At 63.3% G+C, this 13,174-nt stretch carries 12 protein-coding genes; all 12 read left to right on the top strand.

Features of this window, described 5'->3' with window-relative positions:
• Nucleotides 1–71 precede the first annotated feature (71 nt).
• Nucleotides 72–479, top strand: a complete 408-nt coding sequence (gene flgB, locus ACSX1D_RS14000; protein WP_439859078.1) for a flagellar basal body rod protein FlgB — start codon at nucleotides 72–74, stop codon at nucleotides 477–479.
• Between the two features lie 14 nt (nucleotides 480–493).
• On the top strand, nucleotides 494–937 hold the full coding sequence (flgC, locus tag ACSX1D_RS13995) for a flagellar basal body rod protein FlgC (RefSeq protein ID WP_439859077.1): 444 nt from the start codon (nucleotides 494–496) through the stop codon (nucleotides 935–937).
• 21 nt (nucleotides 938–958) lie between these two features.
• Complete coding sequence (gene flgD / locus ACSX1D_RS13990; RefSeq protein ID WP_439859076.1) at nucleotides 959–1,624, top strand: flagellar hook assembly protein FlgD; 666 nt, start codon at nucleotides 959–961, stop codon at nucleotides 1,622–1,624.
• Between the two features lie 42 nt (nucleotides 1,625–1,666).
• A complete protein-coding gene (gene flgE / locus ACSX1D_RS13985; protein WP_439859075.1) occupies nucleotides 1,667–2,974 on the top strand; it encodes a flagellar hook protein FlgE in 1,308 nt (435 codons plus the stop codon).
• 212 nt (nucleotides 2,975–3,186) lie between these two features.
• Complete coding sequence (locus ACSX1D_RS13980; protein WP_439859074.1) at nucleotides 3,187–3,924, top strand: flagellar basal body rod protein FlgF; 738 nt, start codon at nucleotides 3,187–3,189, stop codon at nucleotides 3,922–3,924.
• A 46-nt stretch (nucleotides 3,925–3,970) separates the two neighbouring features.
• Nucleotides 3,971–4,756 carry a flagellar basal-body rod protein FlgG gene (gene flgG / locus ACSX1D_RS13975; protein ID WP_439859073.1) on the top strand — a complete coding sequence of 262 codons (786 nt, stop codon included), beginning with the start codon at nucleotides 3,971–3,973 and terminating at the stop codon, nucleotides 4,754–4,756.
• A gap of 54 nt (nucleotides 4,757–4,810) precedes the next feature.
• Entirely contained in the window at nucleotides 4,811–5,530 is a 720-nt protein-coding gene (gene flgH / locus ACSX1D_RS13970) for a flagellar basal body L-ring protein FlgH (protein ID WP_439859072.1), read from the top strand.
• 14 nt (nucleotides 5,531–5,544) lie between these two features.
• Nucleotides 5,545–6,642, top strand: coding sequence for a flagellar basal body P-ring protein FlgI (locus tag ACSX1D_RS13965; RefSeq protein WP_439859071.1), 1,098 nt, complete (start codon nucleotides 5,545–5,547; stop codon nucleotides 6,640–6,642).
• A gap of 10 nt (nucleotides 6,643–6,652) precedes the next feature.
• Nucleotides 6,653–7,813, top strand: a complete 1,161-nt coding sequence (gene flgJ / locus ACSX1D_RS13960) for a flagellar assembly peptidoglycan hydrolase FlgJ (protein WP_439859070.1) — start codon at nucleotides 6,653–6,655, stop codon at nucleotides 7,811–7,813.
• Nucleotides 7,814–7,822: 9 nt separating this feature from the next.
• On the top strand, nucleotides 7,823–9,829 hold the full coding sequence (gene flgK / locus ACSX1D_RS13955) for a flagellar hook-associated protein FlgK (RefSeq protein ID WP_439859069.1): 2,007 nt from the start codon (nucleotides 7,823–7,825) through the stop codon (nucleotides 9,827–9,829).
• A 111-nt stretch (nucleotides 9,830–9,940) separates the two neighbouring features.
• Nucleotides 9,941–11,197, top strand: a complete 1,257-nt coding sequence (flgL, locus tag ACSX1D_RS13950; protein WP_439859068.1) for a flagellar hook-associated protein FlgL — start codon at nucleotides 9,941–9,943, stop codon at nucleotides 11,195–11,197.
• 343 nt (nucleotides 11,198–11,540) lie between these two features.
• On the top strand, nucleotides 11,541–13,049 hold the full coding sequence (locus ACSX1D_RS13945) for a flagellin (RefSeq protein WP_439859067.1): 1,509 nt from the start codon (nucleotides 11,541–11,543) through the stop codon (nucleotides 13,047–13,049).
• Nucleotides 13,050–13,174 lie beyond the last annotated feature (125 nt).

The raw sequence follows: 13,174 nt of genomic DNA, 5'->3' as shown, positions 1-13,174 counted from the left end.
TAAACTGGCACACACCTTGCTGTATGTCTTGCACGGAAAGCAGGCAGGCCTAACGGCAGGGGTTCCCGATCATGAGCATCAGTTTCGACCGCGCACTTGGCATCCATGAACAGGCACTGGGCTTTCGCGGCCAGCGTGCCGAGGTGCTGGCCAATAACATGGCCAACGCCGACACGCCCAACTACAAGGCGCGTGACCTGGACTTCGCCTCGGTACTCGCCGCCCAGAGCGCCAAGATCCAGCGTGGCGCGGTCGGCCTGCAGCGCACCGATAGCCGGCATATCGCCGCCGAGGGTATTGCCGTCGGCCAGGCCGAGTTGGCCTACCGCACGCCGTTCCAGGCGTCGATCGATCAGAACACCGTCGACCTTCAGGTCGAGCAGGCCAGCTACGCGGAGAACGCGGTGAGCTTCCAGGCCAGCTTCACCTTCCTCAACAGCAAGTTCAAAGGGCTGGTCAGCGCCCTGCGCGGCGACTAAAGGAGTCCGATGCCATGTCACTCGCCAGTGTCTTCAATATCGCCGGAACCGGCATGAGCGCCCAGAGCACTCGTCTGAACACCATTTCCAGCAATATCGCCAACGCCGAGACGGTGTCCTCGAGCATCGAGCAGACCTATCGGGCCCGTCATCCGGTGTTCGCCACCATGTTCCAGCAGTCGCTCAATGGCGACCGGGGTTCGCTGTTCGCCGATCAGGATCAGGCCGGCAGCGGGGTGCAGGTGCTGGGTATCGTCGAGGATCAGAGCGAGCTGACGCCGCGCTACGAGCCGACCCACCCGGCCGCCGATGAAAACGGCTATGTGTACTACCCCAATGTCAACGTGGTCGAGGAAATGGCCGACATGATCTCGGCCAGTCGCGCATTCCAGACCAACGTGGAAATGATGAACACCGCCAAGCAAATGATGCAGCGCGTCCTGACCCTGGGTCAGTGAGCCACTAGCGAGGAATAAAGGATGAGCAGTGTCAGTGGTGTCAGTTCCGCACTCGATCAGTATCAGATCAAGCAGGACGTCAGCGAGAAGAAGGAGCTCGGCAAGAACGAGTTCCTCAAGTTGCTGGTGACGCAGTTGAACAACCAGAACCCGCTTGAGCCCCAGAGCAACGGCGAGTTCATCGCCCAGCTGGCGCAGTTCAGTACGGTCGAAGGGGTAGAGAAGCTCAACAGCAGCATGAGCTCGCTGCTGTCCGGCTACCAGTCGTCCCAGGCGCTGCAGGCCTCCTCCCTGGTGGGGCGCAAGGTCATAGTGCCGACCGACCGGGCATTGGTCGATACCAGCCAGAGCTTCAAGGCCAGCCTGGAGTTGCCGACCAGCAGCAGCAACGTCTACGTCAACGTGTATGACAAGTCGGGCGCGGCGGTGAGCCGGATCAATCTGGGCGAGCAGCAGGCCGGCAATGTCAGCTTCATCTGGGACGGCAAGGATGCCAGCGGCAATCTGTTGCCGCCCGGCAATTATCGATTCGAGGCGCAAGCCAGCTACAACGGCGAGAGCAAGGGGCTTTACACCATGCTGCCGGCCAACGTCGACAGCGTCACCCTGGGTGGCAGCGAGTTGACACTCAACCTGGCGGGGCTCGGCAGCGTGCCGCTGTCCCAGGTGCAGGTCATCGGTCAGTAGTTCACAGATTTTTACTGCCGGGGTTCCGGCGAGGAGATTCCCATGTCGTTCAATGTCGGTCTGAGTGCCCTGCGTGCAGCGACCAATGACCTCAATGTCACGGGCAACAACATTGCCAACGCCGGTACGGTTGGCTTCAAGCAGTCGCGTGTCGAGTTCGGCGACCTGTATGCCGCCTCGGTGCAGGGCACGGGCAGCAACCAGCAGGGCGCGGGGGTACAACTCAGCAACGTGGCGCAGCTGTTCAACCAAGGCAACATCAACTACACCCAGAACGCCCTGGACCTGGCGATCAACGGCAACGGATTCTTCCGCACCAGCAACAACGGCGAGGTCAGCTACACCCGGGCCGGCTATTTCGGCGTCGATCGCGAAGGTTTCATGGTGAACAACTTCGGCCATCGTTTGCAGGGTTATGCGGTCAACGCCAACAACAACCTGCAAAATGGCGTGATCAGCGATCTGCGTATCCAGACCGGCGGACAGGCGCCGCAGGCCTCAGGTACCCTGACTCAGTCGTTCAACCTCAACGCGACCAATGCGATTCCGGCTACCGCCCCATTCGATCCGGCAGATCCGAACACCTACAACTCGGCGACCTCGACCAATATTTACGACACCCAGGGCAACGCCCATGTCATGACCCAGTACTTCGTCAAGAGCGGCGCCAATACCTGGAACATGAATGTGCTGATCGACGGACGCAACCCCGCGAACCCAGCCTCCACGGTGCCCTATTCGCTGAGCATGGGCTTTACCGCCAGCGGTCAGCTGGACCCTACAAGCCTGGTCTCCACCGACTTCGCCGTCGCGCCGGACGGACGCTTCACCCTCGCAGGCTGGGTGCCTGCCGCGGCGGATAATTCGGTGCCGCCGGTCTGGTCGGCCAACGGCGCTAATGGGGCGCCGGCCGGACTGTCGGTCGATATGCGCAACTCTACCCAGTTTGCCAGCTCCTTCGCCGTCAACAGTGTCAGTCAGGACGGCTTCACCACCGGTCAGCTGTCCGGGCTGGAGATCGATGACGGCGGGATCATCTTCGCCCGCTACACCAACGGCCAGTCGGCGGTTCAGGGGCAGATTGTGCTGGCCAACTTCGCCAACGTGCAGGGGCTGACGCCGGTGGGTAAGAGCGCCTGGGCACAATCCTTCCAGTCGGGTGAGCCGGTGATCGGTACGCCGCGCAGCGGCACCCTCGGCGCCCTGCAATCCGGGGCCCTGGAAGACTCCAACGTCGATGTGTCGGAGCAGCTGGTTGCCATGATCGTCGCCCAGCGCAACTACCAGGCCGCGGCCAAGACCATCGAGACCGAGAGCACGGTGACCCAGACCATCATCAATATCCGTTGATAGCCAGCAGGTCGGCAAGAGCCATTGCCGCTGGCGGCAATGGCTCGCCGAAAGGCGTTCGAAGGGCTCCGTCTGGAGCCCTTTCTGTTTTTAAAAATCCTTATTTATCAGTTGTTTATTGTTTTATTTCGAGGCTGGCACGGCGCTTGCTGTAGTCATTGCATAGAGCACTGCATAGAGCGGCGGGCGGCAAGCCCACCTCGGAGGAAACCATGGACAAGATGCTGTACGTCGCCATGACCGGCGCCCAGAACAACACCCTGGCCCAGCGCGCCCACGCCAACAACCTGGCGAATATCTCGACCACCGGCTTTCGCCGCGACTTCGAGCAGGCGCGTTCGATGCCGGTGTTCGGCGACAGTTTCCCGGCGCGGGTCTACGCCATGAGCGAGCGTCCTGGGACCGACTTCACCCCCGGCGCCCTGCAGGAGACCGGTCGCGACCTGGACGTGGCGATCGGCGGGGAAGGCTGGCTGGCTGTGCAGGCGGCCGATGGCAGCGAAGCCTACGTGCGCACCGCCAGCCTCAACATCGACGCCCTGGGCATGCTGCGCACCGGCAGCGGCTTGCCGGTAATGGGCAACGCCGGGCCGATCGCCGTGCCGCCGGAGCAGAAGATCGAGATCGGCCAGGACGGCACCATCAGCATCCGCGCCCTCGGCGAGGCGCCCAACGTGTTGGCGGAGGTCGACCGCCTGAAGCTGGTCAACCCCGATCTCAAGCAGATGGAGAAGGGCGAAGACGGCCTGATGCGCTTCAAGGGGCCGCAGCCGCTGGCCGATGCCACGGTGCGGGTGACCTCGGGCTTTCTCGAGTCGAGCAACGTCAACGCGGTGGAAGAGATGACCGCGATCCTCTCCCTGTCCCGTCAGTTCGAACTGCAAGTGAAGATGATGCGCACCGCCGAAGACAATGCGTCGGCCATGGCGCGGGTTTTGCAGATCAGCTAATTACCAGCACGCGGCGCCGTGATAACGGCGCCCGAGGAGAATGAATATGCTTCCGGCACTGTGGGTCAGCAAAACCGGTCTGTCCGCCCAGGACATGAACCTGACCACCATTTCCAACAACCTGGCGAACGTCTCGACCACCGGCTTCAAGCGCGATCGCGCCGAGTTCGAGGACCTGCTGTACCAGGTGCGTCGCCAGCCAGGCGGCCAGTCCAGCCAGGACAGCCAGTTGCCGTCCGGCTTGCAGCTGGGCACCGGGGTGCGCGTGGTCGGCACGCAGAAGATCTTCACCACCGGCAGCCTGCAGACCACCGAGCAGCCCCTGGACATGGCCATCAATGGTCGCGGCTTCTTCCAGGTGTTGATGCCCGACGGCACCGTCGGCTACACCCGTGACGGCAGCTTTCATCTGAACTCAGACGGTCAGCTGGTCACCTCCAATGGTTTCGCCCTGGAGCCGGCCATCGTGTTGCCCAACGAGGTGCGTACCTTCACCGTGGGCGAGGACGGCACCGTCTCTGTGACCACCGCCGGCAACCCGCAGCCGCAAATCGTCGGCAACCTGCAGACCGCCGACTTCATCAACCCGGCGGGCCTGGAAGCGATCGGCAGCAACCTGTTCCTGGAGACCGCCTCCAGTGGTGCGCCGCAGGTCGGTACGCCGGGCCTCAACGGCCTGGGCACGACCCTGCAGAACACCCTGGAAAACTCCAACGTCAGCGTGGTCGAGGAGCTGGTGAACATGATCACCACCCAGCGCGCCTACGAGATGAACTCCAAGGTCATCTCCACCGCCGACCAGATGCTGTCCTTCGTCACTCAGAATCTTTAAGACCCGGACGGGCCGCGGCCCAGGTCCTCCATGTAACGCCGTGAGGTAGTGGTTATGAACCGGCTGATGTTAGTGCTCTCGATGCTTGTGGTGACGGCCCTGAGCGGCTGTGTGTCGCCGCCGCCGAAGCCGGACGACCCCTACTACGCGCCGGTGCTGCCACGCACACCGCTGCCGGCGGCGCAGAACAACGGCTCGATCTACCAGGCCGGCTTCGAGAACAACCTGTACGGCGACCGCAAGGCCTTCCGCGTCGGCGACATCATCACCATCACCCTCAACGAGCGGACCCAGGCCAGCAAGAATGCCGGCTCGCAGATATCCAAGGACAGCAGCGCGAAGATCGGCCTGACCTCGCTGTTCGGCGGTGGCGTATCGATGCGCAATCCGGGTTCCGGCAACATCCTCAACCCGCTCGGCGCCGAGGATCTGGGCCTGAGTGCCGAGTACGGCGCCAACCGCGACACCAAGGGTGACAGCAAGGCGGCCCAGGGCAACAGCCTGTCCGGCTCGGTCACCGTGACCGTCGCCGAGGTGCTGCCCAACGGCATCCTGGCCGTGCGCGGGGAGAAGTGGATGACCCTCAACACCGGCGACGAACTGGTGCGCATCGCCGGGCTGGTGCGGGCCGACGACATCAGCACGGACAACACCGTTTCTTCCACGCGTATCGCCGACGCGCGCATCACCTACTCGGGCACCGGCGCCTTCGCCGATGCCAGCCAGCCGGGGTGGTTGGACCGCTTCTTCCTCAGCCCGCTGTTCCCGTTCTAAGCAGGTAGCCGACCATGAAGCGACTGATTTCGACCCTCTGCCTGCTGCTCCTGGCCGGCATCGCTCAGGCCGAGCGGCTCAAGGACCTGGCCAGTATCCAGGGCGTGCGCAGTAACCAGCTGATCGGCTACGGTCTGGTGGTCGGCCTCAATGGCAGCGGCGACCAGACCACCCAGACGCCGTTCACCGTGCAGACCTTCAACAACATGCTGGCGCAGTTCGGCATCAAGGTGCCGGCCGGCGGCAATGTGCAGTTGAAGAACGTCGCCGCAGTGTCGGTGCACGCCGACCTGCCGGCGTTCGCCAAACCGGGACAGACCATCGACATCACCATCTCCTCGATCGGCAATGCCAAGAGCCTGCGCGGCGGCAGCCTGCTGATGACCCCGCTCAAGGGTATCGACGGCAACGTCTACGCCATCGCCCAGGGCAACCTGGTGGTCGGCGGGTTCGACGCCGAAGGCGGCGACGGCTCGAAGATCACCGTCAACGTGCCGTCGGCCGGGCGCATCCCCGGCGGCGCCACGGTCGAGCGACCGGTGCCGAGCGGCTTCGATCAGGGCAACAGCCTGACCCTGAATCTCAACCGGCCGGACTTCACCACCGCCAAGAACATCGTCGACCAGATCAACGACCTGCTCGGTCCTGGCGTGGCCCAGGCCATCGACGGCGGCTCGGTACGGGTCAGCGCGCCGCTGGACCCGAATCAGCGGGTCGACTACCTGTCGATCCTCGAGAACATCGAGGTCAACCCGGGACAGGCGGTGGCCAAGGTGATCATCAATTCGCGCACCGGCACCATCGTCATCGGCCAGAACGTGCGGGTGCAGCCGGCGGCAGTGACCCATGGCAGCCTCACCGTGACCATCACCGAAGACCCGATCGTCAGCCAGCCGGAAGCCTTGTCCGGCGGTCAGACCGCGGTGGTGCCGCGCTCGCGCGTGAACGCCGACCAGGAGGCCAAGCCGATGTTCAAGTTCGGCCCCGGCACCACCCTGGACGATATCGTCCGGGCGGTGAACCAGGTCGGCGCCGCGCCCTCCGACCTCATGGCCATCCTCGAGGCGCTCAAGCAAGCCGGCGCCCTGCAGGCCGACCTGATCGTGATCTAAGGAGGCGACCATGGACTCTCGACTCTCGGCCGGTTTGCTCGGCAACGGCAAAAGCCCGCTGGACAGCGGCGCCTTCACCGACCTGAACCGCCTCAACCAGTTCAAGGTCGGCGGCGACAGCGAACAGAACATCCGCAAGGTCGCCCAGGAATTCGAGTCGCTGTTCCTCAATGAAATGCTCAAGGCCATGCGCTCGGCCAACGAGGTGTTCGGCGAAGGCAACTTCATGAACAGCAACGAGAGCAAGACCTACCAGGACATGTACGACCAGCAGCTGTCGGTGACCCTGTCGACCAACCAGCGTGGCCTCGGCCTGGCCGACGTGCTGGAGCGGCAGATGTCGAAGATGAAGGGGCCGAGCGAGCGGGCCAACCCGTTCGCCCAGGTCGCGGCCCCGGCGCCGAGTGCGCCAAGCAAGCCACTGGCCAAGGTCGACGGCGCGCGCGATGACGCTGTCCTGATCAACCAGCGCCGTCTGGCACTGCCGGGCAAGCTGGGCGACCGCCTGCTGGCCGGCATCCTGCCGTCGACCGGCGGCGCCGACGGCCAGCCTCTGGCGCAGGCCGACTGGATCGCCGCCACGACCTATGCCGCGCCCAGGGACAAGGCCCTGAGCCTGAGCGACAGCGACGCCATCAGCGGTCGGCAGTTGGGCACGACGAAGTCGGTGTTCAGCTCGCCCCAGGAGTTCGTCGCGGCGATGCTGCCGATGGCCGAGAAGGCCGCCGAGAAGCTCGGCGTCGAGGCTCGCTACCTGGTGGCCCAGGCCGCGCTGGAGACCGGCTGGGGCAAGTCGATCATTCGCCAGCAGGACGGCTCCAGCAGCCACAACCTGTTCGGCATCAAGAGCCACAACAGCTGGAGCGGCGACTCGGCGCGGGTGCTGACCACCGAGTTCAAGGGCGGCAAGGCGGTGAAGGAGGCGGCGTCGTTCCGCGCCTACGACTCCTACGCGCAGAGCTTCGAGGACTACGTGAGCTTCCTGCAGAGCAACGGCCGCTACGAGAAGGCCCTGAACGCCACCGACAATCCCGAGCGCTTCGTCCGCGAGCTGCAGCAGGCCGGCTATGCCACCGACCCGCACTACGCCCGCAAGGTGGCGCAGATCGCCCGCAAGATGCAGACCTACCAGGCCGTGGCGGCAGCCGACAGCAGTATCACCAGGACCTGAGGCTGAAGCATGGCGGATCTACTGAACATCGGCCTGTCCGGCCTGGCGGCGAACAAGACCGCGCTGGGGGTCACCGGCCACAACATCACCAACGTCAACACCCCGGGCTTCTCGCGCCAGGACACGGTGCAGGCCACCCGCCAGCCGCAGTTCAGCGGCGCCGGCTATATCGGCTCCGGCACCAGCCTAGTGGACGTCCGCCGCAGCTACAGCGAGTTCCTCAGTACCCAGTTGCGCAGCAGCACCGCGCTCAGCAGTGACGTGCAGGCCTACAAGAGCCAGATCGAGCAATTGGACTCGCTGTTGGCCGGCTCCACCACCGGCATCACGCCGTCGCTGCAGAAGTTCTTCTCGTCGCTGCAGACCGCGGCCGAGGACCCCTCGAACATCCCGGCGCGGCAACTGGTGTTGTCCGAGGCCGAGGGGCTGGCCCGGCGTTTCAACACCGTGTCCGATCGGATCAACGAGCAGAACAGTTTCATCAACAAGCAGATGACAGCGGTCAGCGAGCAGGTCAATCGCCTGTCCACTTCGATCGCCAGTCTGAACAACGCCATCGCCGTCGCCACCGGCAACGGCCAGCAGCCCAACGACCTGCTGGATGCCCGCGAAGAGGCGATCCGCCAGTTGTCCACCTATGTCGGCGTCACCGTGGTGCCGCAGGACAACAGCTCGATGAACCTGTTCATCGGGTCCGGCCAGCCACTGGTGGTGGGGGCCACCGCCAGCCGTCTTGAGGTCGGCCCCGGGCAAGGTGACCCGACGCGCTTCGAAGTGGAGTTCGTCAGCGGTGGCTCGCGCCAGGGCATTACCAGCCTGATCAGTGGCGGTGAGTTGGGTGGCCTGATCCGCTACCGTGCAGAATCCCTGGATCCGACTCTCAACTCCTTGGGGCGCCTGGCCCTGGCGGTCAGTGAGCAGGTCAACACGCAACTGGGGCAGGGCCTGGATCTGAAGGGGCAGGTGGGGTCGGCGCTGTTTGGCGATCTCAATAGCCCCGCGGCGTCCACCCTGCGGGTGCGCGCGTATTCGACCAATACCAGCAATGTCCAGCCAGCACTGAATATCACCAACAGCAGCGTGCTGACCACCAGCGACTATCGCCTGGATTATGACGGCGCCACCTACACCGCTCGGCGTCTTAGTGATGGTCAGCCCATGACTGTGACCAATACGGCTGGCGTGCTTAGTTTTGCTGACAGCGCTGGTCGAGACCAAGGATTTACCGTAACCCCCGGCGCCGCGCCGAATGCCGGGGACCGCTTCCTGCTGCAGCCGACCCGGCGTGGAGCCACCGACATCAGTGCGGTGCTCAGCCAGGCCGATCAGCTGGCGTTTGCCGCTCCGGTACGGGCCGAAGCGAACCTGCAGAATCGCGGCAATGGCACGATCTCCCAGCCCGACCTGATCGCGGCGGGGGCCAGCCCGATTGACACGATTTCCATTGCGGCGGCTTTGCCCCAGGGGCTTACCTACAACGGTGCCGGCGCCTTCGAGAGTCCGCCGGGCACGCCGATCCCGGGGCTGACCCGGGTTCCGGCCGGGGCCTTCGTGCCTGGGCAGTTGAATACCTACGAACTGGATCTGGGGGCCGGCAACCGAGTCAGTTTCAGCATCAGCGGACGCCCGGAGATCGGGGATTCCTTCACCCTGGGTTTTAACAGCAATGGCGTGTCGGATAACCGCAATGCGTTGAAGCTGGTCAACCTACAGAACAAGCAGACCGTCGGCGTCGACCCCAATGTCACCGGCATTGGCACCGGCGCGAGCTTCAGTGATGGCTACGGCGATCTGGTCGAGCGGGTCGGCACCCTGACTGCGCAGGTGCGCCAGGACAGCGATGCGACCGGCGCCATCCTCAAGCAGGCCACCGACAACCGTGACGCGTTGTCCGGGGTCAACCTCGATGAGGAAGCGGCCAACCTGATCAAGTTCGAGCAGTACTACAACGCCTCGGCACAGATCATTCAAGTTGCCCGATCCTTGTTCGATACCCTGATCAGCTCATTTCGTTAAGTCGTAGGGTGCGCGGGGCCGCCTAGGCTGTGCGCACCGCACAATCGTTCGGCGCACAGAGCGCGCCCTACAAAAGGCCGGGGCTCGCCGGTTGTGACAAGAGGCTAGAACATGCGCATTTCCACCATCCAAGCCTTCAACAACGGCGTGCAAGGGCTGCAGCGCAACTACGCCAATGCCACCCGCACCCAGGAGCAGATCAGCACCGGCAACCGCCTGCTGACCCCGGCGGACGATCCGGTGGCCTCGGTGCGCCTGTTGCAACTGGAGCAGCAGCAGAACGTGCTGACCCAATACAAGGACAACCTCACTGCGGCGAAGAACAGCCTGACCCAGGAAGAGGTGACCCTCAATTCGGTGAATACGGTCCTCCAGCGTGTGCGCGAGCTGGCGGTGCAGGCCGGCAATGGCGCGCTCAGCCAGACCGACCGCAAGTCCATCGCCGCCGAACTGGGCGAGCGCGAGAACGAGCTGCTGACCCTGATGAACACCCGCAATGCGCGCGGTGAATACCTGTTCGCCGGTTTTCAGGGCAAGACTCAGCCCTTTGTGCGTCAGGCCGATGGCAGCTACAGCTACGCCGGTGACGAAGGTCAGCGCAAGCTGCAGGTGGCCAGTTCGCTGAACCTGGCGATCAGCGACAGCGGCAAGAAGATTTTTGAGAGTGTCACCAATGCCGGTCGCCTGGATACTGCCTTGAGCGTCACGCCGCCGGGCTCGACTCTCGGAGTATCGGCCCCCCTGGTGCAGGATGAGGTGGCATTCTCCGGCACTCCGCCATTCCCAGCGGCAGGCGTCGAAATCATCTTCGGCAACCCGGATGCCTCCAGTTACGAGGTGTTCGAGATCGGCGTCGCCGCGCCTGCGCCCGTGCTCGGTAGTGGCAAGCTGGATAATGATCCAAGTAAGAGTGATCAGCTGGTCTTTCGCGGTGTCAGCATTCAGTTCGACGGTGTTCCTGTCGGCGGCGAGACCATTCAGGTGACTGCCGATCCCGCGCGCCAGAAGCAGGGCATTCTGAGCACCATTGCCAATCTGCGCACCGCGCTGGAGTCGATGCCGGATACGCCGGCGGGCAATCTTCAGACTCGTGATGCCGTGGCTGTGGCGTTGACCAACCTGGATCATGGCATGACCACGGTCGATGGCGTGCGCGGCGAAATCGGCGCGCGCCTCAATATCATCGAGTCGACCCAGACCGATAACGAAGACGTGAGCCTGGTCAACAAGGGCGTGCAGGCCGATCTGCGCGAGCTGGACTATGCCGAGGCACTGTCGCGCCTGTCGTTCCAGTCGATCATTCTCGAAGCCGCGCAACAGAGCTACGTGAAAATCAGCAGTCTCAATCTGTTCAACCAGCTGCGCTGAAGGGTTTGTTTCTGTTGAGAGCACGAGGCAGCCGTAACCTGTCATGTGTTGAGCCGCACTGTTTGCCGGCAGTCAGGTTGACGATCCCTACCTCGATAATCCGTATCCCGGTACAAGATAGTTGGCGCCTAAAATCTGCCACTGGCCGTCATTGCTACGCCATTTGTTGCTAACTCATTGACAGTCCGACAGAAAAAATCCATCGGGGCCGATCAAAAAAAGCCTAAAGCTCCTGCCGCCAACGCCGATATAAGTTACGAATGCGAACTTTAAGGGTGCCTGGGCACTGCCCACCCAAGGTCGCACGCTCAGGCAAACAAGCTAGTCCTCGGAGGACACCATCATGGCTCTTACCGTCAATACCAACGTCGCCTCGCTCAACACCCAGCGTAACCTGAATGCATCTTCCAACGCGTTGAGCACTTCCCTTCAGCGTCTGTCCACCGGTAGCCGCATCAACAGCGCCAAGGACGACGCCGCCGGCCTGCAGATTTCCAACCGTCTGACCAGCCAAGTCAACGGCCTGGGCGTGGCGGTGCGTAACGCCAACGACGGTATCTCCCTGGCCCAGACGGCTGAAGGTGCCCTGCAGCAGTCCACCAATATCCTGCAGCGTATGCGTGACCTGTCCCTGCAGTCGGCCAACGGCAGCAACTCGACCACTGAACGTCAGGCGCTGAACCAGGAAGTGGGGCAGCTCAAAGAGGAGCTGAACCGTATTGCCGAAACTACCACTTTCGGTGGCCAGAAGTTGCTGAGCGGCGAGTTCGGCACCAAGCAGTTCCAGGTCGGCGCCAACGCCAACGAAACCATCGCCGTGCAGATTAACTCCTCCAGTGCTCGCGATATCGGTGCCAACCGGGTGAACCTGGGTGGTACCGGTGTTGGCGTCGCGGTTCTGTCGGCAGCAGCAGCAACTCCGCCTGCCGCGGGTATCGGTGGCGCAGCCGCCACTCTGACCGTCACTGGCCCCTCCGGCACTGCGACTACCGCTAACATTGGTGCCGGTTCTGCAGCCGCCGCAGCCTCCGCCATCAACTTGACATCCGGCACCACGGGCGTTAGTGCCGACGCGCGCACCGGTGTGGAACTGTCCAACCTGGGTTCGGCCGGTAACGTGTCCTTTACCCTGACTGGCGACACCACCGGTGGTGCGGTGGCGATCAACGCCGTCATCGCCGATCCGACTAACCTGAGCGACCTGGCTGCAGCAGTCAACGCCCAGAGTTCCAAGACGGGCGTTACCGCGACGCTGACCGCGAACAACTCCAAGATCGAGTTCGTCAGCGAAAAGGGCGATGACATCGTCTTCACCAGTTTTGACAACTCTGGCGGTACTAAAACCGCCACGCTGACGGCGCTGAATTACGATGGCACTGCGGCGGCGGCTGTAACCATCACCGGCGGTGCTGCGGCAACCGACAGTGCGCGGGTTTCTGGCAATATCCGGCTGGATAGCAGCGGTGCCTTCCAGGTGACCAGCGCGGGCGCAAACGCCGGTACTGTTGCCGCTGCCGGCACCAATATCTCCACCCTGGCCAAGGTGGCCGACGTGGACATCAGCACCGCATCGGGTGCGCAGAGCGCGATATCGGTGATCGACGCCGCCATCGCCGGTATCGATAAGAACCGTGCCGCGCTCGGTGCCACGCAGAACCGTTTCGAGAACACCATCGCCAACCTGCAGAACATCTCGGAGAACGTATCGGCTGCCCGTGGTCGGATTCAGGACACCGACTTCGCCGTGGAAACCGCTAACCTGAGCAAGAACCAGATTCTGCAGCAGGCTGGTACGGCGATCCTGGCCCAGGCCAACCAGTTGCCGCAGGCGGTACTGAGTCTGCTCCGTTAATCCGGCGTAGCGTTTAGGCTAGAACCACGGGGGGTAGTGCCAGGCGCTACTCCCCGTCTTGCCATGTGAGGTGAGGTCATGGATATCAATGGACTAAAGGGTATTTCCCCGGTATTTGCCGCCGA

It is taken from the genome of Pseudomonas sp. MBLB4136 (assembly GCF_051904765.1).
Taxonomy (GTDB): domain Bacteria; phylum Pseudomonadota; class Gammaproteobacteria; order Pseudomonadales; family Pseudomonadaceae; genus Aquipseudomonas.
This window is presented reverse-complemented; position numbering and strand designations above follow the sequence as displayed.

What these genes read in the sequence shown, in the direction of transcription:
- flgB (WP_439859078.1), top strand. Translation starts at nt 72, where the DNA reads ATGAGCATCAGTTTCGACCGCGCACTTGGCATCCATGAACAGGCACTG.
- flgC (WP_439859077.1), top strand. Translation starts at nt 494, where the DNA reads ATGTCACTCGCCAGTGTCTTCAATATCGCCGGAACCGGCATGAGCGCC.
- flgD (WP_439859076.1), top strand. Translation starts at nt 959, where the DNA reads ATGAGCAGTGTCAGTGGTGTCAGTTCCGCACTCGATCAGTATCAGATC.
- flgE (WP_439859075.1), top strand. Translation starts at nt 1,667, where the DNA reads ATGTCGTTCAATGTCGGTCTGAGTGCCCTGCGTGCAGCGACCAATGAC.
- ACSX1D_RS13980 (WP_439859074.1), top strand. Translation starts at nt 3,187, where the DNA reads ATGGACAAGATGCTGTACGTCGCCATGACCGGCGCCCAGAACAACACC.
- flgG (WP_439859073.1), top strand. Translation starts at nt 3,971, where the DNA reads ATGCTTCCGGCACTGTGGGTCAGCAAAACCGGTCTGTCCGCCCAGGAC.
- flgH (WP_439859072.1), top strand. Translation starts at nt 4,811, where the DNA reads ATGAACCGGCTGATGTTAGTGCTCTCGATGCTTGTGGTGACGGCCCTG.
- ACSX1D_RS13965 (WP_439859071.1), top strand. Translation starts at nt 5,545, where the DNA reads ATGAAGCGACTGATTTCGACCCTCTGCCTGCTGCTCCTGGCCGGCATC.
- flgJ (WP_439859070.1), top strand. Translation starts at nt 6,653, where the DNA reads ATGGACTCTCGACTCTCGGCCGGTTTGCTCGGCAACGGCAAAAGCCCG.
- flgK (WP_439859069.1), top strand. Translation starts at nt 7,823, where the DNA reads ATGGCGGATCTACTGAACATCGGCCTGTCCGGCCTGGCGGCGAACAAG.
- flgL (WP_439859068.1), top strand. Translation starts at nt 9,941, where the DNA reads ATGCGCATTTCCACCATCCAAGCCTTCAACAACGGCGTGCAAGGGCTG.
- ACSX1D_RS13945 (WP_439859067.1), top strand. Translation starts at nt 11,541, where the DNA reads ATGGCTCTTACCGTCAATACCAACGTCGCCTCGCTCAACACCCAGCGT.